At 31.5% G+C, this 22,986-nt stretch carries 17 protein-coding genes; 9 read left to right on the plus strand and 8 right to left on the minus strand.

Annotated elements, in window-relative coordinates; genetic code table 11:
* Positions 1-14: 14 nt before the first annotated feature.
* Together Q1A60_RS14105 and Q1A60_RS14110 are read right to left on the minus strand one after the other, a co-directional pair.
* Positions 15-926, minus strand: coding sequence for a GYDIA family GHMP kinase (locus Q1A60_RS14105; protein WP_299767061.1), 912 nt, complete (start codon positions 924-926; stop codon positions 15-17).
* Positions 927-2,234, minus strand: a complete 1,308-nt coding sequence (locus Q1A60_RS14110) for a hydroxymethylglutaryl-CoA reductase, degradative (protein ID WP_299767062.1) — start codon at positions 2,232-2,234, stop codon at positions 927-929.
* Positions 2,235-2,410: 176 nt separating this feature from the next.
* On the opposite strand from Q1A60_RS14110, the gene Q1A60_RS14115 reads away from it, so the two are divergent.
* From Q1A60_RS14115 to Q1A60_RS14130, 4 genes are all read left to right on the plus strand, one after another.
* Positions 2,411-4,606 (plus strand): S9 family peptidase, encoded by a 2,196-nt coding sequence (locus Q1A60_RS14115; RefSeq protein WP_299767063.1) that lies wholly within the window; start codon positions 2,411-2,413, stop codon positions 4,604-4,606.
* Positions 4,607-4,651: 45 nt separating this feature from the next.
* Positions 4,652-6,037 carry a peptide MFS transporter gene (locus Q1A60_RS14120; RefSeq protein WP_299767064.1) on the plus strand — a complete coding sequence of 462 codons (1,386 nt, stop codon included), beginning with the start codon at positions 4,652-4,654 and terminating at the stop codon, positions 6,035-6,037.
* Between the two features lie 11 nt (positions 6,038-6,048).
* On the plus strand, positions 6,049-7,797 hold the full coding sequence (locus Q1A60_RS14125; protein WP_299678303.1) for a peptide MFS transporter: 1,749 nt from the start codon (positions 6,049-6,051) through the stop codon (positions 7,795-7,797).
* 212 nt (positions 7,798-8,009) lie between these two features.
* Positions 8,010-8,549 (plus strand): thioredoxin fold domain-containing protein, encoded by a 540-nt coding sequence (locus Q1A60_RS14130; RefSeq protein WP_299767065.1) that lies wholly within the window; start codon positions 8,010-8,012, stop codon positions 8,547-8,549.
* Positions 8,550-8,624: 75 nt separating this feature from the next.
* Here the strand turns inward: Q1A60_RS14130 and Q1A60_RS14135 are convergent, their stop codons facing one another.
* The 6 genes from Q1A60_RS14135 to Q1A60_RS14160 all read right to left on the minus strand — a co-directional run bounded on the left by Q1A60_RS14135 (position 8,625) and on the right by Q1A60_RS14160 (position 14,374).
* Positions 8,625-10,571 (minus strand): ComEC/Rec2 family competence protein, encoded by a 1,947-nt coding sequence (locus Q1A60_RS14135; RefSeq protein ID WP_299767066.1) that lies wholly within the window; start codon positions 10,569-10,571, stop codon positions 8,625-8,627.
* A 380-nt stretch (positions 10,572-10,951) separates the two neighbouring features.
* On the minus strand, positions 10,952-11,161 hold the full coding sequence (locus Q1A60_RS14140; RefSeq protein WP_299767067.1) for a hypothetical protein: 210 nt from the start codon (positions 11,159-11,161) through the stop codon (positions 10,952-10,954).
* Complete coding sequence (locus tag Q1A60_RS14145; RefSeq protein WP_299767068.1) at positions 11,139-12,308, minus strand: hypothetical protein; 1,170 nt, start codon at positions 12,306-12,308, stop codon at positions 11,139-11,141. The genes Q1A60_RS14140 and Q1A60_RS14145 overlap by 23 nt, the downstream gene beginning before the upstream one ends.
* Positions 12,309-12,514: 206 nt before the next feature.
* Positions 12,515-12,973, minus strand: a complete 459-nt coding sequence (locus tag Q1A60_RS14150) for a hypothetical protein (protein WP_299767069.1) — start codon at positions 12,971-12,973, stop codon at positions 12,515-12,517.
* A gap of 302 nt (positions 12,974-13,275) precedes the next feature.
* Entirely contained in the window at positions 13,276-13,833 is a 558-nt protein-coding gene (locus tag Q1A60_RS14155) for a hypothetical protein (protein WP_299767070.1), read from the minus strand.
* A 67-nt stretch (positions 13,834-13,900) separates the two neighbouring features.
* Positions 13,901-14,374, minus strand: a complete 474-nt coding sequence (locus Q1A60_RS14160) for a hypothetical protein (protein WP_299767071.1) — start codon at positions 14,372-14,374, stop codon at positions 13,901-13,903.
* Positions 14,375-14,906: 532 nt separating this feature from the next.
* Here Q1A60_RS14160 and Q1A60_RS14165 point away from each other — a divergent pair.
* From Q1A60_RS14165 to Q1A60_RS14185, 5 genes are all read left to right on the plus strand, one after another.
* Entirely contained in the window at positions 14,907-16,634 is a 1,728-nt protein-coding gene (locus Q1A60_RS14165) for a helix-turn-helix domain-containing protein (protein WP_299767072.1), read from the plus strand.
* A 132-nt stretch (positions 16,635-16,766) separates the two neighbouring features.
* Positions 16,767-16,940: a hypothetical protein gene (locus Q1A60_RS14170; RefSeq protein WP_299767073.1), complete on the plus strand. Its 174-nt coding sequence runs from the start codon at positions 16,767-16,769 to the stop codon at positions 16,938-16,940.
* Positions 16,941-16,969: 29 nt separating this feature from the next.
* Positions 16,970-19,147, plus strand: a complete 2,178-nt coding sequence (locus tag Q1A60_RS14175) for a prolyl oligopeptidase family serine peptidase (protein WP_299767074.1) — start codon at positions 16,970-16,972, stop codon at positions 19,145-19,147.
* A gap of 8 nt (positions 19,148-19,155) precedes the next feature.
* Positions 19,156-20,772: a S8 family serine peptidase gene (locus Q1A60_RS14180; protein WP_299767075.1), complete on the plus strand. Its 1,617-nt coding sequence runs from the start codon at positions 19,156-19,158 to the stop codon at positions 20,770-20,772.
* Between the two features lie 49 nt (positions 20,773-20,821).
* A complete protein-coding gene (locus Q1A60_RS14185) occupies positions 20,822-22,984 on the plus strand; it encodes a prolyl oligopeptidase family serine peptidase (protein WP_299767076.1) in 2,163 nt (720 codons plus the stop codon).
* The last annotated feature ends 2 nt before the right edge of the window (positions 22,985-22,986 follow it).

Genomic DNA, 22,986 nt, shown 5'->3' on the forward strand with positions numbered 1-22,986 from the left:
GTAAGGAGATTGTTTTACGATAAAACCATCTCTGAAAACGGAATAATAGTCGTGTATCCTTTCTCTTTGAAATAATTCATGTCTTCAGAAGTACCAACTACTAGTATAAAATCACCGCCCCATCCACCTAAGCTTTTGATAGCTTTTGGATATGTTGGAAATAATTGTTTTTTAATAGTAGGTGTTTGCAATACACTAGATAATTCCGACTCATGGGTTGTAACCAACTCTTGAAAATCGTGTAAAGAATCTTGCGATGCAATCATAGCTACAGTATGCGAAGTAAATGATTCAATCTTCAACTCTTTTTCTACATGACTTAAATTTCTATAGTGAGAAATACTATCTCTACTATTTTGCTTTCGATTAAGATGTATAAAAAACACCTGCTCTTTAAAACTTGGACTGAATATAACGGGTGTCACCAAAGGAGCTGTATCCTTCTTGATATAGGTGATAGGAGTCGCCGCAGTAGCACAAGCAATGTCATAACCACTACCTCCAAAGGTTTTGTCAAGTAATTCATATGGATTTACTTGAGCCCATTGCGCAATATTTGTAATCAGGGTAGAAGAGGAGCCTAATCCCCAATTCCTCGGGAACTCTAGTGTGCTTATTGCTGTATAGCCTTGTTGGGTATTTAAAAACGTTGGATTGAGTGATTGTGCGGCACTAAGTATTTCATAAAGTGTAGTGATAATAGGATCTTCAAATGATTTGCCTTGAGTTAAGGGCAAGGTAATTTCTGTTTCAAACCATAGCGAGTCATCGTGTAAAATACTTTTCCATTGTAATGTGGGTGTATTTGATGTGCTTATCGTAAGAGACTGTCCTTTTTTTGTAGGAATGGCGAGTGCTTTAGCGCCATCCAATACAAGATATTCAGCAGTGAGAAGTAATTTACCATGACTATAAAAAGAATGCATCTACGATCGTATTTTTTCTATAAAATGAACCACCGCACTATGCGTGACAGGGTTTGTTTTGAAATGAGTTACGGCTTGTTCTTTTTCGGTGCTAGAAGCTTCAAACTGATTTAAGATATTCATCAAGTGCATTTTCATATGCCCCTGTTGTATTCCAGTTGTCGTCAGTGATTTTACAGCCGCAAAATTTTGAGCAAGTCCAGCAACAGCAATAATTTGCATAAGTTCTTTTGCATTGGGCTGTTTCAGTAATTCAAAGCACCATTTTACAAGCGGATGCAATTTTGTAAGACCACCCACAGTACCTACGGCTAAAGGAATATCCATCCAGAATCTAAATGTTCCATCTTCTATACTCACATGCGTAAGGCTTTTATACATCCCATCTTTAGATGCATATGCATGTATTCCAGCTTCAATAGCTCTAAAATCATTCCCAGTTGCTAATACAACAGCATCGATGCCATTCATAATGCCTTTATTATGCGTTACGGCACGATACGGTTCTACTTCGGCAATAGCAATAGCTTGTGCAAATTTTTCGGCAAACTCTTCCCCGTCAATACCTTTTTCAGTAAGATCGGCTGTAGGGCAGCTTACTTCTGCTCTTACGATACAATCAGGAACATAGTTTGATAAAATGCTCATAATAATGCTGAGTTCGCTTTCGCGAAAGCGTATATCTGCATCAAATCCATTTTTAAAAGTCTGTGCAAATTGCTCAAGACAACTATTGATAAAATTAGCACCCATAGCATCTAGGGTCTCAAACGTACAGTGAAGCTGGTAATAATTAGCTAAAGCAGCTGTTTTGTTTACTAATTCAATAGCTTTTATCCCACCACCTCGTTTCTCCATATTTTCGGTGATCGGTTTTGCTTCTTTTATAAGTGTGGGGTGTATCTCGTTAAAAAAGGCTTCCAGCCTTTTGAAATCACCCGAATACATAAAATGTACTTGGCCTATTTTGGTGGTTCCTAAAACGGTGGTTTTAAAACCTCCACGTGCTTCCCAAAATTTTGCAGCCTTACTTGCTGCGGCAACTACAGAACTTTCTTCTATGGCCATTGGGAGCGTATAGTAGGTGTCATTAATTAAAAAATTAGGAGCAACACCTAAAGGTAAATAGTAATTGGTGACCGTATTTTCTATAAATTCATCGTGTAACTGTTGCAGTTTTGTATCTGAATTCCAATACGTTTTTAATAGTTGGCTTGCCGTTTCTTTTCCAGAAAAATAGGTTTGTGTTAACCAATTAATCTTTTCTATTTTAGAGAGTTTTGAAAAACCTGATATTTTTTGGGTCATTCTATATGATTTGTAGTCATCACAAAGATAGGTAGAAAGTTGCTAAAGAGGTTTTAGGTATTATTTTTGATGATAATTATTTCTTAACATTTTGATAGTATTTAACACCAAATAGCGGGTTTTCTGGTCTTTTTTTAGTAAAATTGGAAAACCTTTACTAAAATCTTGCGATTTTTATGCGAATCACTACTTTTATGATTGTCATGTTTCTTTTGGCAACCCCCATCATTACAGCTCAAAATAAGTCTATTACCATTGATGATATATGGAAAAAGAACACCTTTGGAACAGAGCGTTTACAAGCATTACATTCCTTAGCAAATGGAAAAGAATATGCGGTACAAAATTTTGACAAAACAACACGTATAGCATCTGTAGATGTCTACAACTATGAAAGCGGAGAAAAAGTGCGTACACCCGTAAGCTCTGCAGAAATAGAAGGTCTTGATGATTTTATAAGCTATGAATTTAGTCCAGATGAACAAAAAGTATTACTCTCTACACAGATTAAATCCATTTTTAGACGCTCTACATTAGGAGAGTATTATGTGTATGATTTGCTTTCGCGAAAGCTTACCAAAGTATCTGACGATCTTATTCAGGAACCTACCTTTTCTCCAGACGGTACTAAAATAGCTTATGGGAAAAATAATAATCTCTACGTTTTTGATATTGATAGAAATGAAACGAATCAATTCACATTTGATGGTAAGAAAAATAGTATCATAAACGGAATCACAGACTGGGTATATGAAGAAGAGTTTGGTTTTGTACGTGCTTTTGATTGGAGTGCAGACGGAGAGCGTATTGCCTACATTCGTTTTGATGAAACAAACGTTCCTGAATTCTCTATGGATGTATATGGAGATAAATTATACCAAACACAAACCGTATTTAAGTATCCAAAAGCGGGAGAAGAAAATGCTAAAGTAAGTCTACATATTTATAGTTTGGGAGAAGCACTTACAGGAACGAATGTGGTACAAACAAAACAGATAAGTTTTGGAAATATAGATCCTTATTACATTCCAAGGATTCAATGGTCTAAAGACCCAAATATTCTTTCGATACAAACCCTTAATAGAAATCAGAATGATCTCATTCTTGTATTTTATGATGCAAGCACCAATAAAGTTTCACAACCCCTTCGTGATAGAGATCAAGCATATGTAGATGTGACAGATAATTTAACCTTCCTAGAAGACAATAGCTTTATTTGGACGAGTGAGAAGGATGGATGGAATCATATTTATCATTACAATAAAGATGGGTCTCTTAAAAATCAGGTAACCTCAGGAAAATGGGAAGTAACTGATTATTATGGATATGATGCAGCTTCTAACCGAATTTTTTATCAAAGCACAGAAAATGGCTCTATTAATAGAGGGATTTATGCGATTGATATCAATGGAAAAAATAAAACCCCATTAGCTGTAGAAGTAGGTTCCAATAATGCAGATTTTAGTGCAGATTTTACGTACTTCATAAATACGTTTAGTGATGCTTCTACACCATGGCGTTATACACTACACGATGCAAAAGAAGGTCGATTAATCAAGTCATTAAAAGATAATGAAACGGTAAAAACGTTATATAGCAGTTATAAAGTATCTCCTAAAGAGTTTTTTACTTTACCTATTAATGGAGAAGACCTAAACGGATATATGATCAAGCCTCAGGATTTTGACCCTACCAAGAAATATCCGATGTTTATGTATCAATATTCAGGCCCAGGATCTCAATCGGTGAAGAACTCTTGGAATAGTGCGAATGATATGTGGTTTCAAATGCTAGCACAAGAAGGATATATTGTGGTCTGTATTGATCCTAGAGGAACAGGTCTTAAAGGACGTGATTTCAAAAAGGTAACACAAAAAGAATTAGGAAAATATGAAGTAATCGATCAGATTGCTGCCGCAGAAAAATTAGGAAAAAGAGAGTATATAGACGCAGATAGAATCGGAATATTCGGATGGAGTTATGGAGGATTTATGGCATCCAACTGTCTTTTCCAAGGAGCCGATACGTTTAAGATGGCTATTGCCGTAGCCCCAGTAACTTCTTGGCGTTTTTATGATACGATTTATACTGAGCGTTATATGCAAACCCCGCAGGTAAACCCTGGAGGCTATGATCGTAACTCACCATTAAGTCATGTGCAAAAATTAAAAGGAGATTTACTCCTTGTACATGGTAGTGCAGATGATAATGTACATGTGCAAAATTCTACACGCCTTGTAGAAGCACTTGTACAAGCAGATAAGCAGTTTACCTACTTTAATTACCCTGATAAAAATCATGGGATTTATGGAGGTAATACACGTTATCACTTATATACGATGATGACAAACTTTATCAAAGAAAAATTATAATCAACTAACTATTATACAACCTAATTATTAATTAATAGAAAATATATGTCAACAAAAGCAGCACACCAAAAAGAACTATTTGGACATCCAGTAGGGCTTTATGTTTTATTTTTTACAGAGATGTGGGAACGCTTCTCATATTATGGGATGAGAGCAATATTAGTACTTTATTTAGTGGCAGAAGCTAGTGCAGAAAATGCTGGTCTAGGTTGGTCTAATGGTGATGCTTTGTCTTTGTATGGCACCTATACAATGCTTGTTTATGTTGCGTCTATTCCAGGAGGAATAATAGCAGATAAATTATTAGGACAACGAAAATCTGTTTTGCTAGGCGGTGTATTGTTAGTTGCGGGTCATAGTATTTTAGCGATTGAAGAAATGTGGGCTTTTTACACAGGACTAGGACTTATTATATCAGGAGTCGGGATGCTTAAGCCTAATATATCAACAATGGTTGGTGGTTTATATAAGCAAGGAGATATACGTAGAGATAAAGGGTTTACTATATTTTACATTGGAATCAATGTTGGAGCATTTCTCTCAAGTTTAATTGTAGGATATGTAGGTGAAGTTTATGGATGGCATTATGGTTTTGGATTAGCAGGTATAGGAATGGCCTTAGGTCTTATTCAATATGTTGCAGGTCAAAAACACTTAAAACATGTAGGTAATTATTTAGGAGCTTCTAAAAATGAAGAAGAGAAAGCTGCTATGAAAAAACCGTTAACGAAAATAGAAAAAGATCGAATTATCGTTCTATTTATATCATTTTTATTAGTTATTGTTTTCTGGGGAGCTTTTGAACAAGCAGGTGGGCTTATGAATATTTATGCAAAAGATAATACCAATAGAATGCTTATGGGATTTGAAGTGCCAGCTTCTTGGTTTCAATCTTTAAATGCAATGTTTATTATTTTCTTAGGAACAACAGTAGCGGCGTATTGGGCGAGTAGAAAATTGAAAGGAAAAGTTTCTACATCATTATTTAAAATGATAATGGGACTTATCATAATGGGTACAGGTTTCTTTTTTATGTCAGCAGCTTCATCTCAATATGAAAGTACTGGTTCTTCTGCAATGTATTGGTTAGTTCTTGCATATCTATTCCATACAGTAGGAGAGCTTTGTATTTCTCCAGTCGCATTGTCTTATATCACTAAATTAGCACCACTTAAATATGCGTCAATTATGATGGGTGTTTATTTTGCTATGACTGGATTTGGAAATAAACTAGCTGGATTACTAGGAGAAGCTTCAGAAAAATTAGGTGAGTTTACAATTTTTACTGGTATTGCTGGTTTTTGTGTAATTTTTGGCGCTTTAGTAATGATTTTTAGAAAGAAATTAGAGAGTCTCACACATGGAGCAGAAGATAACGAGAGAGATCTAAGAAATGAAGAAGCTGAAGGGTTTGAACTAGCAGATAACTAAAAAACGATATTATGGCGACAAATTCTACAGATAAGTTTTTTGAAAACCCTGTAATAGGACACCCTGCAGGTCTTTTTGTGCTCTTTTTTACTGAAATGTGGGAACGTTTTTCCTACTATGGGATGAGAGCTTTACTAGTGATGTTTTTTACGGCATCTATAATGGATGAAGGTTGGGGTTGGCCGAGAGAACATGCTTTTGCTATATTTGGTACATATACTTCTTTAGTGTATTTATCAACCTTATTAGGAGGATATTTTGCGGATAAGAAAATAGGGTATCGATGGGCAGTTGTTGTTGGTGCATTATTAATGACTCTTGGACATGCTGCAATGGCCCTAGAAACACCATTCTTTATTTATACAGGACTTACGCTATTAGTATTTGGAAGTGGCTTTTTTAAGCCGAATATGACCTCTATTATTTCAGAAATGTATAAGCATAGACCAGAAAAGAAAGATGGTGCGTATACCATTTTCTATATGGGTGTAAATGCAGGTGCCTTTTTAGGAATTCTTTTATGTGGTTATTTTGGAGAGCAAGTTGGTTGGAGATGGGGATTTGGATTAGCAGGTATTTTTATGCTTTTCGGATTACTACAATTTTGGTTTGCTCAAGATATTTTTGGTAACATAGGATTAAAACCGGCCAAAAAAGAAGAAGTCGTTTTAGAAGAAGGAGAAGACACACAATTGAATCCTTTTACAAAATTTGAACTCGTATTAATAGCAGTCGCATCAGTAATAGGGCTTTCTTGGATTCTAAATGACCCTGTTAGTAAAATATCTGAAGGGAAGTATAATCTGTTTGATTTTGAGCTTTTTGGATTAAGTGGGGCTAATTTTATGATATTATTTGCATTAGTCTTATTTATTCTTCTTTTGGTTATTAGAATCCCTAAATATGCTAAAATAACAAGAGATAGAATGCTTGCCGTAGTGTTCTTTGCATTTGTCACGATCTTCTTTTGGGCAATATTTGAACAAGCACCAAGTTCTCTTACCATTTTCGCAAGAGATTATACAGATCGTATTTTAGAAGGGAGTGCTGGATTGACTTTTAAAATTGTAGATGCGCTTATTACTATTATTCCACTTGTAGTAATTACGTGGGTGTTAATTAAGCTATTCTCAAAAACATTTAAAAAATATTCTTTATCAAATATCATATTGGCATTAAGTTTTGTGATCATTTGGGCACTTGCACTCTATAGATTGTTTGATAAGTTTAACCAAGATATTGCAGAAATTGATGCATCTTGGTTTGGAATTTTAAATTCATTATTTATTATAACCTTAGCGCCATTGTTTTCAAAGTGGTGGGAAAGTAAATACAATCCTAATGCAAATATGAAGTATGCCATTGGGATGGTGCTTTTAGGTATAGGAATGGCCTGTGTGGCTATTGGAGCATCAGATATACCAGTAGGTGCTAGAACAGCTTCAGTAAGTATGATCTGGCTAGTGCTAGTATATTTATTTCATACGATGGGAGAGCTTTGTATATCTCCAGTAGCACTTTCATATGTCAGTAAACTTGTTCCAGGAAGAATGATTGCAATGATGTTTGGAATCTGGTACCTTGCTGTCGCTATCGGGATGAAATTAGCTGGTGTATTTGGAGAAGCATCAGAATCTATTGCAAAAACAGAAGGGCTGAGTTATTTTTTCTGGCTTCTTACGGCAGTTGCAGTAGGGTTAGGTATTCTATCTGCGATATTATATCCAGTGATAAAGAAATTAATGCACGGCGTTAAATAAAATTCATACGATTATAAACACAAAAACGTTCCTTATCTTGGAACGTTTTTTGTTTGTAAGGGATTAGAAAAGAATTAGACATAAATAGATGAAGATGATGTCTGAGGTATACTAATTGTATTGATGCAGTATACGCTTTCGCGAAAGCGTATAAAAGGACAACACATTAATTAAGCCCCTATGTCTTCATTAAGATGTAAACATTAAAATAGATGAAAAAACTACTTTATATATGTGCACTCATTTTTATGAGTTCGCTATCGGCACAAGAAATTAATTGGATGACGTTTGATGAAGCATTAGAAGCGCAAGCCAAAAACCCAAAGAAAATTATTGTAGATGCATACACAACTTGGTGTGGTCCTTGTAAATTATTAGATAAAAATACCTTTGGTGATCAACAAGTAGCCGATTTTATCAATGAAAACTACTATGCTGTAAAATTCAATGCAGAAGGAACTGAGGAGGTTAATTATTTAGATAATGTATATACCAACCCTAGACATGATCCTAACCGTAGAGGACGTAATAGCCAGCATGAGTTTGCACAAGCAATGAAATTACGAGGGTATCCTAGTATTGTATTCTTTGACGAAAAAGGAAATTATATACAACCCGTTGTAGGATATAAAACGCCACGTCAATTAGAGATCTTTCTTAAAATGATTGCTAATGATGATTATAAAGACCTCACCACACAAGAGAAGTGGCAGGCGTATCAAGATAGCTTTAAATACACATTTGGAGAATAGTTCTTCACTTTAGGAGACTTCAGCGTAAGAAACAGAATACGTACAGATAATCAAGAATTCAGGTAATTTCTTGAATTATTCAATCATAAAAAATCCCTTTTCATAGGAGCTATGGAAAGGGGTTTTTAGTTGGTGACATGTGGCTTTCCATCGAGTAATATCACTTTTGTAATTAGAGCCATCTGCAATAATGGTGGTATTTGGATATAAGGAAATAAGACGCTCTAAGTGGATATCTGGCGATTGACGTAATAAGATGTAATGAGGTTCTATATCTTTAATTTTGTAAACTTCTAAACTATCAATAACGAGTATTTTTTTATGCTTAAAACTAAAGTAGTTTTGCATCCTTTTTATATAAAAAGTATCTAGCCCAAATCTATTCTGATAAGCTTCTATACGATAATCAGTAGTGAACTTTTTGTGATGAGTATCGCTATATACTACTAAAGAATCTGCCATGTATACCCCAATAAGGGTTTCTCTATTTTTATGGAAGATGGTTATATGTGAGGTTTTCTTTTTCTCTTTTTTATATACCTGTATACTAAGTGTTAAAACAATGATCGTCAAGAAAAATAAAAGCCTTTTATATCGATACTTTTTGAGGGTATATATAAGTGATGCTAATAGCGCATACATTAAGAACATCGTAGTAAATGATAATGAAATATGATCAATAATAAACACTTCTTTAGAAGCAATCCAAGCAATGAAGTTATTTAAAAAATCAATTATTTTTCCATAGGCTATTGCTAACTCATTAGGAAGTATAGAAAAATAACTAAGACCTATAATGAGAATACCTAATGAAAGTATAATGCCTAGAAATGGTAGCACAACGATATTAGAGATTAAAAATAAACCAGGAAATTGATGGAAATAAAAAAGACTTAGTGGTAATACTCCTATTTGGGCGGCGATAGATACTGTAATAATGCCCCATAATTTCGTAGTTAAATAATAGCTGGGGCGATAAAAACTATATAACCAAGGCTGTACCCATAAAATAGCAATGACTGCCAGATAACTCAATTGAAACCCCACTTGATAGAGTAACATGGGATCCATGCTAAGTAAAATAAAAGCAGAAAACAGAAGCGCATCATTAACACTGCGTTTTCCTCCTAAACAACTCCCTAGTTCTAAAAAGCTAAACATCGTTACAGCTCGTAAAACCGAAGGAGATAATCCTGTGACAAAAGCAAAACACCATAAGAGTGTTATACAAATTCCAGAACGTATCCATCGAAATTTTCTACTTGAAATAATACCTGTGATAGATCGTAAAATGAGCAATAGAATACCAACGTGTAGTCCAGATACGGCTAGTATGTGCATCATCCCTGCATTTACATATTGATTACTTAAGTTAGCGTCAATATCTTGACGCTGACCTAATACTAGTGCTTGTATAATCGCTAGTTGCTTTTGTGTAAAAGGTTGATTTTTTAATGTGCTGATTACGCTTTCGCGAAAGCGTAAAGCAATTGTTTTACTAGTTTCTGTTATCTGATTTCCTTTTAAGAGTTCATTACTTTCAATTAAGAATTGGCCATAAATATCTTTTCTTTTTAGATAAGCGCCATAGTCAAATTGATATGGATTTTTTATGTTAGGGAGATCTTTTAGAATCGTTCGCGTATAATACCAATGGCCAATGGTAAGTTTTTTTTGAGTGCTATCTATTTCAATAGATAAAAGAGCTTTTCCTGTGATGTGTGCACTATCACTTTTATGTAATTGTACGATATATTTAGTGTGATATTTGCTGGGTTTTAATTGTTCTTGAATGGAAAATAAATAGGTGTGTGCTTTTTTGTTATTAAGGTGTGTATAGTGAGATTTATTATGTAATGGATTTTTGATTATTGTATTTCCTATTCCTAAGAATAGAAACAAAAAAAGAAGCGCTATTCCAAAAGGAATAGACCATTGTTTGTTTTTATAGGTGAGTATGTGGAAAATACCTGCGAGACTATATAAAACTACTATGAGTATGCCTATGCAAGTTAAAGACATATCGTTATAAGGAAACAAGAGTATCCCTATTATAAAAGCCATGGTGACTTTTGTGAGAAGTATATTGTTTGATTTCAAAACGGTTTAATTCTTATGAAAATGGCAAGGAGATCATCTTGTTATTAAAAACATATATGGATAGCTGCTTTAAAAACGATAACTTAAGACATAGGAGGACTGGTGCATAGAGAAACCATATGTCTTAATGCGCATGTTATCGTTTTGTAAAAAGCAGCTCCCCTAACTAACACATAAGGGAGAAGAGAATACCTGATTCTAGGTGTATGCGCACTTTAAAATAGGATGTAACATCTCTTCTCCTTTGTTGTAAAGAAGTGTATAATTTGATGCAATTTCTTAGTAAACTGTTCTGACTTTGGTTAAGGAATATGTTCTTGTAATAGATGCTCCATAAAAGCAACTTTTAAATCAATATATAACGAAGCCTTTCGTATAAACAATAGTATTTTAATCATAAAGAAAACAATAAAAATAAGACTGATTAATAAAGATAGTTGCCATAAAAATAGACTACTATCCATTTGAGCGTTTATGAATTCCATACGATTAATCATATTCGTTAAGTCCATAGAGTACTTCTTTCATTTTACTTCCATTAATCTCTACAGGTCTATAGGCTGTGTTGAATTTTTCTATGGCCACTGTAATACTTTCTTTAAGTTTTTTATATTCTACTGGAATCTTACTAGCACATTGCGTTTCGTTTTCGTAGCTATCTAACATGATGCCGAATTTTTCATAAAATTTTGCACCTTGGTCTATAAAGGCATTATACTGTGTAATGAACTGTAATAATCTATCTATAGGAAACTCTAGGTTGATTTGCATTTTATGTGCTTTATACCGTTTGCTGTCATCTGCTAACGCTGTGTTGAGTGCTTCTAAATAGGTGTCTAAATGATTTCTTACACTATCCCAATCATCACTATCCCGACATTCTTTTAAGGGTGTTTTGTATTTGATGGGTTTTGTGAAATCAACAAAAAGTTGCTGTAATTCACCTATAATATTTTCATTACTCTTTTGTAGAAAAACGGTTTCAAAATAAATAGTATTTAGGTCGTTATGCATACGAAGTGTGAAGTCTAATATACATTCTACATCTTTAAGACTTTCTTCTTTTTGCGCTCTAGAGGTACTATCGTTATTAAATAGAGAAATAAAAGAATGTGCCACCGATGTATAGATGTTATTACCTAATATCTTGGTAAGATCAAATCCTTTCCTTTTGTCTGCTTTAGATCCAATCACTTCTTTAATATTTTTAAATTCTGGATAGTTGTTAGGGTTTGCTATTTTATTGATCTCATGAAAGGTACTTACCGATGCAAAATGGTGATCTAATGCCAGTGTTTTTTCATAGAGTATTTTAATGATTTGAAGTCCTTTGATATATCGTATTTTACTAAGATCTGAAAGTTCGCTTAGTACAAGACGTTCTCTTTCTTCTTTGAGTCTGTCTTTTTCTAATAACCAATATAGTTTTTGATCAGTAGTGATACTCTCTTTGATGCCATGATTTGCTTTAGATAGTGCTAAGGAAATCAAAGTATACTTTTCTTGATACTGTGCTTTGGTATTTTCTAGTTCACTATATAATTGTGCTATATGGTCTTCAATAGAAGGTTCTGTCAGTATCATAGTGTTAGATAACGCATACCCTTTATGAATACTACAAAGAGATAAAATAATAGTGATGTATATAATGAGTTTCATGTTTTAAAAATTTTTCCTTTATTCTTGTTTCTTCTAGAAGAAGAAAAGTTTTAGGGTATTCGTTTTTTCGTCATTCCGAATTTATTTCGGAATCTCATTTACTTTATTGATTCTCTATTTTTTGTGATGCTGAAACAAGTTCAGCATGACGTTTTTCTCCTATTCTCGTTTCTCCTAGAAGGAGAAATGATGTAAAAGGAGTATTATTAATTTTTTGATTCAATGTTGTTAGGTATTACAATAGTAATGTCAATGTATTGATCAGAAATTATCGTTGGATAGCTCTTTGCTTCTAAGATAGTAAGCTGTTTAGATCTTGTTTTTGATGTAAGAGCAGTAATGCCTTCAGGGAGTGATAATGCTTTTTCCATGGTGAATTGTAAATCGTTTTTATTTCTGGAGGTAATAGGCGCTCCTAGAATACGGTCTTGCTCTTCTTTTGTTAGTTTATCTCTATGTATACGTAAGATAATAGCTCCTTCCTCTGTTGTGATAAAAGAAGCATTCGCACGATTAACGTCTTTTTGAGAAATATTTTCTATAGAACATAAATGCCTACCTTGTCGAGCGCAGTTGGTAAAACTACCAAATTGAGCTCTATATTCTTGAGATAAGGCACTAGTTGATATGCACACTAAAAATAGTGTGGTGAGTATTGATTTCATAAGATTACGTTTTCTTAAAACAAGATTTAAAGGACTTGCTTTAACTATCTATTTGTTATTAAGAGTAGCATTATAGTATTGTGTAAATTTTGAGTGGCAACTTCTTTAATTATCTTTTTTAATAAAGAAAGCGACCCAACTTCCAATACCACATAAAACAATAAATAATGGATATATTTTACCGGTAAAAAGCCCTTCCCTAAACCCTTCTTGAGTTAAACTTGATAGTACGATAATAGTAATCATCACTAAAAGGAAATACTTGTTTTTTATAAAATATTTTTTTTGCTAAATATGCGACTTTATTTATGCCAGAATTCTTGTTCATCAAAATTTAAGAGTATTATTTCAAAAGAAATTCCTGAGTCGTTCAATACTTCTTCCCAATATTTCATTTTCTTAATTATATTTTTTCCTCCGAACTTAGCCCAAAGAAATACGGCATAATATTTTTTATCTGTAGATACATTAAATTTCTCACCTGAAAGTGTTCTTGAATGCTCAATAAAGTAACTCAAGTCTTTGTCATTATCATTGTCTTGAATGTTTATAGTATCTATAGTTTCTATAAAACTAGCGACATCATTTAAGCAGCTTTTGTCATTTTCAGGGTTTAAAAAAACACCATCTTTTGAAAAGAAAAATAAATTAGGAACCCTTGTAGATGATAAAACTTCGTTCCAAGAGTTGAGATCTTTTATAGCATATCCCTTATAACCATCAAGATCATTTTCTTTAAGGTAATTAGAAATAGAAGCTTCATTTTCAATCTCTGGTGTTTTAACAGAAGAAATCGCTTTATTAAAAGATTGACATGATGCTAATAAAATAAAAGGGAGTAGTACTATTAATTTTTTCATTTCTTTTTATTTAATGGTTTAAAATTGAGGCATATTTATAAGCAGTAAATATGCCTCATTAACGTATTTATTCAAATTTGCTTAAGTTTTGATCAAATTTTAAAACAAGGTTATTCGATTTAATAGATGCTGTTGCTGTTACATAGCGCGAATTGATTAATTCATTACTTTTCTGTTGATTGCCTCCGCAAGATGTTACTGTCTGACATCTAAAACCAATACCAGATTTACAGTTACTTTTTCTCGTTGCTATGTATATTTGAATACAAATTCCTCCATCTCCTGGACCACGAGTAGCTTTAGAAGTACTACTTTTTGTTAAATTCAATGGTAAAGTTAATGTTGATGATCCGTCTTTAGATATTTCTAAATTAGCACTTTTTGTGTCTTTTGTGTATATACTAGAATATCCTAATTCTTTTGCTATTTCACTACTGAATGTTAGATAACTATCCAGAGTTACTTTTTGAATTGATTGAGCATTTATATTTCCTGTGATAGCTATAAAAGCAATTGCTATACATAATTTGATGGTTTTCATAATACTAAAATTTTATTGTTATTTTGAATACTACCTACTCATTCGCTTTTCGGTAACCGCGGCTTGGTTTTAAGTGAGAGCACCTCACATTGGATAAACCATTGCCTGATGTTATAAAACTTTAGTATATTTGTTTTATAAACAGGCATTAGCTTGTTTTTCTGACAAACGATGAGAGCTTCTACCTGGTAGAGGCTTTCTCTATTTATAAGCTGACCTGTAATTTTTTAACATAAATTAACAGATTTTACTTACTTCTCTGTATATTGCTATTCTATCATATAAAAATTGCTATTACGTTTTTAATTATGTTTCTATTTGGGTTTTTAAACCCAATTTGATCTATTACGCACCACACGAAAATTTAAATATCACAAATTGGGTTTGTTATTTTCAACAATTCAAAAGTGTGAAGATTTTTGAGTGTTTGCAAGTGGAGTAGGTCTCTATTCTATGAATTAAGAGTCTTAATTCATAGAATAGAGATTTATACAAGATGCATATATTGAATTTTTAAAATTTAAAAGGTAAAATGAATCATTCTTTCCGTTATGACATTAGATTAGTGTTCATTATTGTTTTTCTTCAAATTTATTCTGTTCAATCCCAAGAAATAAAGAATATTCACTTAGATTCTATTCAAGAACTTGATTATCCTGATATTTTTGAACTGATTATTAAAAACAGTGGTATTCTTCAAAAGAAATTGACTAAAGTTCATTTGAAAAAAGCAAAAAAGGAAAACAATCTAGCAATGATTGCTGAAAGCTATAGTATTTTGTCATCTTTATCAGAAAAAAACTATGATGAAGCGTTTAAATATTTAGATAGTGCTATAACAATTTCAAAAAATAGTAATGATTATCATTATCCTTCTCTAATATATTTACAGAAAGGAGGATTAGAAGAAAGACTTGGTAATTATCATGAATCATTGAATTCTTATCTTCAGTCAATTAAATATGCAAAGAAAGTCCATAATGAGAAATATGAATATTTTGCAAAACATAATATAGGTGTTTTAAGAAAAAATATAGGTGATTATGAAGAAGCAAAAAAAATGTTTAAAGAATGTATAGAATATGAATTTAATAAAAACCCAATTAGTTTTAATGACTCGATTAGTATAGCTGTAACTCAAAATGAGTTGATTAATACATATATTTTAGAAAAAGAAAAGGATTCTATTATATTTCTCAATAATCAAAGTTTATTAAAAAATAAAAACATAAAATTAAGGCAATTTTACATTTTAAATAAAGGAATAGGTAATTTATTTGAAAAACAATACAATTATGCGATCTCTAATATTAATAATGCTATAATTGATATTAATAATTTAAAATATAGTGATTTAGATAAGCTGTATTATACTATGTTTGCTAAACTATATTTAGGTAAAACTTATCTTAAGTTAAATCAAATCAATAAATCTGAGATACAATTTAAATACGTAGATAGTATATCTAGACTTAATAAATATTATCATCCTATTGTCAAAGAAGCCTTAATAGAGTTAATTAGTATAAACAAAAAGAATAATAAACTCGAAAAAGAATTGGATTATATAAATCAACTTCTAGAAGTTGATAGTATTATTGATGAACAAGTAAAACTAGTAAATGATAAATTAGTAAAAGATTATGACATTCCTGAATTATTAGAATCTAAGGAAATACTAATTGAAAAATTAAAAAATAAAGATTCAAAATCATCTTATTTAATTGTTTTTTTAGTCTTAACTCTTATTTTATTAATAACATTATTTATCTGGTTATATAAGAGGAGAAATAATATATATGAAATTAAATACAATAAGTTAATCCAAAAGTATAATGAAAGAGTTAAATCCAAAGAAAAACTATTAGATGTCAATATTGAGAAAAAGAAACCTAAAGAAATTAATATTTCACAAGAAATTATTGAAAGAGTGCTTATGCAACTGAAACAATTTGAAAATGATAAAGGTTTTCTTGAAAAAAACATTTCCGTTGGGTTATTAGCATCAAATTTTAATACTAATTCAAAGTACCTATCTAAAATTATTAATTATAGTAAAGGAAAAACATTTACAACATACATAAATGAATTACGTATTAATAATTTTATAGATATGATAAAGACAAATCCTATGGCAAGGAATTATACAATTAGTGCATTAGCTTCTGAAAATGGATTTAGTTCTACTGAAGTTTTTGCAAAAACATTTAAAAAAATAACAGGCTTATACCCATCATATTTTATAAAGCAACAAAGTTGAAATGATACATGTGATTGATTTTCAAATATTTAAATGTCTTATTTCTGGAAAATAGACAGGTGGTAGTATTAAATCTGTTAAACTTACTTGACTTAATTATTACCTTGCGACTGAAATTATAAAAACTGAAGTATGAAAAACTTAAATTTAAAAAAATTAACCATTGCAAAATTAGCTGTTGATCAATTTTCTAAAATTCACGGAGGGGGAGATTCTGATGATATCAATTGTAATCCAGGTAAGAGTTACATAGTAGGAGGCGTATTAGTTTGTAAAAACGACCCACCTAATAACGGTAATGGATAAAAATTTATAATCTTAAAATTGTACAAGAAATGTTTAAAGTAATTAAAGTAATTAAAGCAATAGTATTATTAAATTTAATCATTTCTTGTGCAAATGATGTCCCAACTTATAAACACCCTATAGCACCTTCTGAAAAGGCAATAGATATTTTTTTTAATGACACGATAGTAGATGTTTATCGTAATCTTGAAAATCTTGAAAACCCTGAAGTTTTAGATTGGATGCAAACCCAAAAAACTCTTGCAGATTCTATTCTTAATAATATTTCTGGAAAACAGGAATTAAAAACCCTACAAGAACAATATGATCAAAACGTTCCTTACACGGTAATATCCATTAAAAATTTAGTTAATAAAAAATGTTATTATTTAAAAAAGAAAACAGAGGAAAAGTATTTTAATTTGTATTACAGAAAAACAGTAGATTCTGAAGAATTACTGCTTTTTGATATTGAGAAATATAATAAAGAAAATAATAGTAATTATACTATAACATATTATCAACCAGATTGGATAGGAGATAAAATTGCAATTGCAATTGCTAAAGAGGGGGAAGAAATAGGAAATATTATTATTTTAAATTCAATAACAAAAAAAATACTTAAAGAAACTATACAAAAAACAGCACCTTCATTATCGGGAGGGATACGTTGGATGCCTGATAATAAAAAGTTTATGTATATGGAGCATAAGTATACAGACCCTAAAAATGAGAATTATTATTTAGATTTAAAAACCAAATTATATACAATTGAAACTAATGAGTCCATCGATGTGTTTTCAAAAGAAAGTAAACCATCTATAGGCATTAAAAGAGAAGATTTTCCTAGAATTCTATATTTTAAAAATTATGATAAATATATACTTGGAGAAATTAGTGGTTCAAGTAGTTTTAAAGATACTTACGTTACACCTATAAAAGATATAGATAATCCATCTTGGAGTTTATTATATTCAAAGGAGGACATGGTCAGTTCTGCGAGAATTAATGGGGATTATGTTTACTTTAGATCTTCATTAAATAGTCCTAATAAGAAAATATGTAGGACTTTAATTTCCGATCCTGATTTTGAGAATCCAGAAATACTAATTCCAGAGGACAAGCATAGTGTTATTACCTCTTTAAAGTTGGTTGATAAGGGATTTGCTTATGTTACTCAAAAAAATGGAGTAGAATCAAAGTTGTTCTTATATTTAAATGGAGAGGTTTCCAGAATAAAACTTCCTAAAAAGGCAGGTGATATCAATATAGGAACATTAGGTACGATAGATTCTACAATATGGATAACATATAGTGGGTGGACTACTCCTTCAGAGACTTTAGAGTATGATATAAAAACTGGTGTTTTTAAAGAAGATAAAATTAATGTAAAACAAAAATTTACAGATTTTGACAATGCTGTTGTTGAAGAAATAGAAGTTGTTGATAAAGAAGGAGTACGTATTCCTATGTCTTTAATTTATAGTAAAGAGCTTAATAAAGATGGAAGTAATCCTACAATAATGTTAAGTTATGGCGCTTATGGTGTTAGTGTTAATCCTTTCTTTTTTCCTTCATTATTAATGTGGATTAATCAAGGAGGTGTATTAGCTATAGCACACGTAAGAGGAGGAGGGGAAAAAGGAGATTCTTGGCATAAAGCGGGTTTTAAAATAACAAAATCTAATTCTTGGAAAGATGCTATTACTTGTACAGAATATTTAATCAAAGAAGGGTATACATCTCCAAATAAATTAATCTCATGGGGATCTAGTGCAGGAGGGATTGTTGGAGCTAAAGCAATGGTGGAACGCCCAGATTTATATGCTGCTGCAATATTTGATTCTCCTGCAATAAATATGTTGCGTTGTGAAAATCAGCCAAATGGACTAAATAGTATTAAAGAATTTGGAACGGTACAAATAGAAGAAGAATATAGAGCTCTTCTAGAAATGGACGCTTATCATCATATAGATGAGGATAAAGAATATCCTCCAGTATTAATTTTTGCAGGATTAAAGGATGGTAGGGTTGCTGCTTGGGATCCAGCAAAATTTATTGCGAAACTCCAAAATTATAGCAATTCTAAAGGACCTATTCTTTTCGATATTAATTTTGAAGAAGGACATTCTAATGCTAATTTTGATAGCCAATATGAATTATATGCTCGAGTCTTTTCTTTCGCTCTTTGGCAAACAGGACATCCTGATTATCAACTAAAAGAATAATTATTTTAATGAGAATACTTGTGTTTTTTTTACTTCTTTTGTCTACTGCTTCTATTCAAGCACAACACAAGAAATCTATTGTTAGTTGGAATCAAAATATAAAAGGAGATTCTCTCATAGAAGCTCAAGAAAAAAACTGGGAGCATCTAGATATAGAAAAAGATACAATTCCTGGAATAAGTTTGGATAGGGTTTACAAGGAACTTCTTGAAAAAGAGAAACGTAAAGAGACTATAGTTGCTTTAATTGATACAGAAATTGATATCAATCAAGCAGAAATCAATAAAATTTTGTGGTTAAATATTGATGAAATTCCTAACAATAATATTGATGATGATAATAATGGATATGTAGACGATATACATGGTTGGAATTTTATGGGTAATTCTGAAGGAGAAAATATCATAATAGCAAATAATGAAGCTACTAGGATAGTAAGATATTATCAAACTAAAGCCATAGCAGAATCAATAGAGGACTCAATATTGATTAACAATCAAGACTACAAAAAAGCGAAATTTATTGTTGATAAAGAATTAAAATCTTCGTTATCTACTATTAAAAGAGGAAAGGTTATTATTGAAAAATATAAAAATGCTATGCGCCTTATAGGGAATAACTATGCTGATGATATGCTTACTATTGAGTTTTTGGATAGCATTAAATTAGCTAGGCCAGAGATAACAGAAGAGATTAAGGCAATATATAAATGGAAAAATATTGGTTATGATCTAGAAATATTAGAAAATGATTTTAATAGTAAAAAAAATATAGTCGATTATTATTATAACATTCATTATAATGAACGATCAATTCAAGGTGATGATCCTGAGAATTTATCAGATAATCATTATGGTAATAATTTGCTTACAGGTAATTTAGGTGAATTTTATCACGGTACTCAAATAGCTAGTGTATTGAAAAGTGTTGTAGGAGAAAATACTTCAATCAAAATATTACCTATCCCTTCAATTGTTAATGGAGAGATTCATGATAAAGATTTGGCACTTTCTATATATTATGCTGTAAATAATGGTGCGAAAATCATCAATTTAAGCGCAGGTAAATATTTTTCACTTCACTCTGATTGGGTTCAGGAGGCGATATCTTACGCCTTAGATAAAGATGTTTTATTTGTTTTTGCAGCAGGTAATTCTAAATTAAATATTGATATAAATGATAATATGGTCTATCCTAAAAGAACTAAGTACAATTCAAATTCTATAATCAGAGTAGGAGCTTCTGGGAAATATATTGATAATAAATTAGCTACTTTTTTTAGTAACTATGGAAAACAAGAGGTAGACATATTTGCCCCAGGCCATGAGCTTCCAGTCTTAAATCCTTACAATGAACATTTAATTAATTCAGGAACTTCTTTGTCAACTGCAATAGTTTCAGGAGTAGCAGCCCTTATCCGTTCTTATTACCCGTCTCTCACGGCGTCAGAAGTAAAACAAATCCTGATGGATTCTGCTGTGAAGTATGATATTCTAGTAGATGTACCTACTAAAGAAAATCCAGAGCAACAATTGCCTTTTAGTGAACTATCAAAATCAGGTGGTATTGTAAATGCCTATAATGCAATGCTTATGGCTGAAGAGTATGTGAAGAAAAAGAAATGATAATTAATTCCTCTTTAACCTAAACCTAACTAAAAGAATAATTATTTTAATGAGAATACTTGTATTTTTTTTACTTCTTTTATCTACTACTTCCATTCAAGCTCAACATTTAAATATTTCTCCTGAAATAGCATATGATACTTACCATGGAATTACAGTAGCTGATCCCTATAGAAATATAGAAAACATAAAAGATAGTGTTGTTGTTAATTGGATGAAAAATCAAGCATATTATTCAAATGAAGTTTTAGATTCATTGAATGGACGAAATTCTTTGTATAATAGACAAGTTGTTATTAGTGAAAATAGCCCTTATTTTATCTATGGAACAAGAAAAACTAATGATGGAAGGTATTTCTATGTAAAAAAAGAAAAAGATTCTGCTTATGCATATATTGCTTATAGAGATTTCCAAAGTAGTAAGGAGCACTTTTTATTTGACCCTTCTAAAAACGACATTACGAATTATTATGGAATTACGTACATTAAGCCCAATTGGAAAGGAAATAAAGTAGCGATAGGTTTAAAACGACGTGGTGCGGAAGTTGGGATTGTTGTAATATTGGATGTATTAACAAAAAAAATAGATAATATTGTTTTAAAAAATACTGATCCCAATAATTTTTATGGTATCAATTGGCTGCCAGATGATAGCGGTTTTATTTATGTATATATTCCTTATACTGATCCTAATTCTCCTGACTATTGGTTAGAAACTAAATCTGTCCTATATAAATTAGGAACTGACCCCAAAAAGTTAAACGTTATTTTGGAAGTAGGTACAGATAAAAATATAAAACTTAAAAAAGAAGATTTTCCAGCAATTACTATTTTTCACAAAGATGATGCGTATGTGTACGCAAGAATAGGGGGGTCTTCAAGGTTTAAAGATACTTATTTCAAGAAAATAGAAGATATAGCAGACACTTCTATAAGTTGGGAGTTACTCTATAGTAAAGAACATAAAATTAGAAAATTTATACCTTCAAAAAATGGATTTTATTTTTTAACCGCTTTACAAAAAGATAATTATCAAATTGCAAAAACTAATATGCATCATCCCGATTTTAGCAACTATCAAATTATAGCAAAGCCAAATAGTAACGAAATAATAGCAGATTTTGAGCTTACAAAAGATGGAATCTATTATGTTACAGAAAAGAATGGAGTAGAAGCCACACTGAATTTTACAAATGGATCTATGCACAAAATAATACAAATGCCTTCGAAATCAGGAAAAATTACGATAGATAGTTTAGGTGATGAATTCCCTTATTTATGGGTTACTGGTAGTGGTTGGTTAAATAATGACATTACTTATATTTATAATCATAAGGATGATAATTTTAGCCAATTACAATTGAAAAAAGTAAAACAATATACTGAATTTTCTAATTTTGAGGTGTTAGAATTTGAAATTCCATCTCATGATGGGGTCATGTTGCCTATCTCTATTATAAAACAGAAGAATGTAATATTGGATTCAAATAATCCAGTGTTGTTATATGGTTATGGTTCATATGGAACAATCGCTAGACCTTTTTTTAGCTATATGTTTTTGACTTGGATAAAGGAAGGGGGAATCCTTGTTGTTCCGCACGTGCGTGGGGGTGGAGAAAAAGGGAATAAGTGGTATTTAGATGGTTCGAAAACAAAAAAATTTAATACTTGGAAAGATCTAATTGCTGCTACAGAATACCTTATTGATAAAAAGTATACGAATCCTTCTAAAATTGCGGTATGGGGTACAAGTGCCGGAGGCATTATGGCAGGTAAGGCTATTACTACTCGCCCTGATTTATATGCAACTGCTGTATTTATATCTCCAGCGATGAATATGCTGCGTTCAGAAATACAGCCCAATGGTCTAAATAGTATCAAAGAATTTGGTACTGTAGAAAAAGAAGATGAGTTTAAAGCACTACTTGATATGGATTCTTATCATAGTATCAAAATAGGAGTGAAATACCCTTCTGTATATGTATATGCAGGTGCGAAAGATGGGAGAGTGGTAGTTTGGGATTCGGCTAAATTTGTAGCTAAACTTCAAGCTAGCTCTATATCAAAAAAACCAATTTTATTTGATGTAGACTTTAACTCAGGTCATGCAGGTAATGTAGGAGGGACTAATTCAATATTTAGATTGTATGCAAATTCAATAGCATTTTTGTTATGGCAAACGGGACATCCAGATTATCAACTAAAAGAATAATT

The sequence above is a fragment of the uncultured Dokdonia sp. genome (genome assembly GCF_947492535.1).
Classification (GTDB): Bacteria; Bacteroidota; Bacteroidia; order Flavobacteriales; family Flavobacteriaceae; genus Dokdonia.

Coding starts and splice junctions, on each gene's coding strand:
- Q1A60_RS14105 (WP_299767061.1), bottom strand. CDS start 926: ATGCATTCTTTTTATAGTCATGGTAAATTACTTCTCACTGCTGAATAT.
- Q1A60_RS14110 (WP_299767062.1), bottom strand. CDS start 2,234: ATGACCCAAAAAATATCAGGTTTTTCAAAACTCTCTAAAATAGAAAAG.
- Q1A60_RS14115 (WP_299767063.1), top strand. CDS start 2,411: ATGCGAATCACTACTTTTATGATTGTCATGTTTCTTTTGGCAACCCCC.
- Q1A60_RS14120 (WP_299767064.1), top strand. CDS start 4,652: ATGTCAACAAAAGCAGCACACCAAAAAGAACTATTTGGACATCCAGTA.
- Q1A60_RS14125 (WP_299678303.1), top strand. CDS start 6,049: ATGGCGACAAATTCTACAGATAAGTTTTTTGAAAACCCTGTAATAGGA.
- Q1A60_RS14130 (WP_299767065.1), top strand. CDS start 8,010: ATGAAAAAACTACTTTATATATGTGCACTCATTTTTATGAGTTCGCTA.
- Q1A60_RS14135 (WP_299767066.1), bottom strand. CDS start 10,571: ATGTCTTTAACTTGCATAGGCATACTCATAGTAGTTTTATATAGTCTC.
- Q1A60_RS14140 (WP_299767067.1), bottom strand. CDS start 11,161: ATGGACTTAACGAATATGATTAATCGTATGGAATTCATAAACGCTCAA.
- Q1A60_RS14145 (WP_299767068.1), bottom strand. CDS start 12,308: ATGAAACTCATTATATACATCACTATTATTTTATCTCTTTGTAGTATT.
- Q1A60_RS14150 (WP_299767069.1), bottom strand. CDS start 12,973: ATGAAATCAATACTCACCACACTATTTTTAGTGTGCATATCAACTAGT.
- Q1A60_RS14155 (WP_299767070.1), bottom strand. CDS start 13,833: ATGAAAAAATTAATAGTACTACTCCCTTTTATTTTATTAGCATCATGT.
- Q1A60_RS14160 (WP_299767071.1), bottom strand. CDS start 14,374: ATGAAAACCATCAAATTATGTATAGCAATTGCTTTTATAGCTATCACA.
- Q1A60_RS14165 (WP_299767072.1), top strand. CDS start 14,907: ATGAATCATTCTTTCCGTTATGACATTAGATTAGTGTTCATTATTGTT.
- Q1A60_RS14170 (WP_299767073.1), top strand. CDS start 16,767: ATGAAAAACTTAAATTTAAAAAAATTAACCATTGCAAAATTAGCTGTT.
- Q1A60_RS14175 (WP_299767074.1), top strand. CDS start 16,970: ATGTTTAAAGTAATTAAAGTAATTAAAGCAATAGTATTATTAAATTTA.
- Q1A60_RS14180 (WP_299767075.1), top strand. CDS start 19,156: ATGAGAATACTTGTGTTTTTTTTACTTCTTTTGTCTACTGCTTCTATT.
- Q1A60_RS14185 (WP_299767076.1), top strand. CDS start 20,822: ATGAGAATACTTGTATTTTTTTTACTTCTTTTATCTACTACTTCCATT.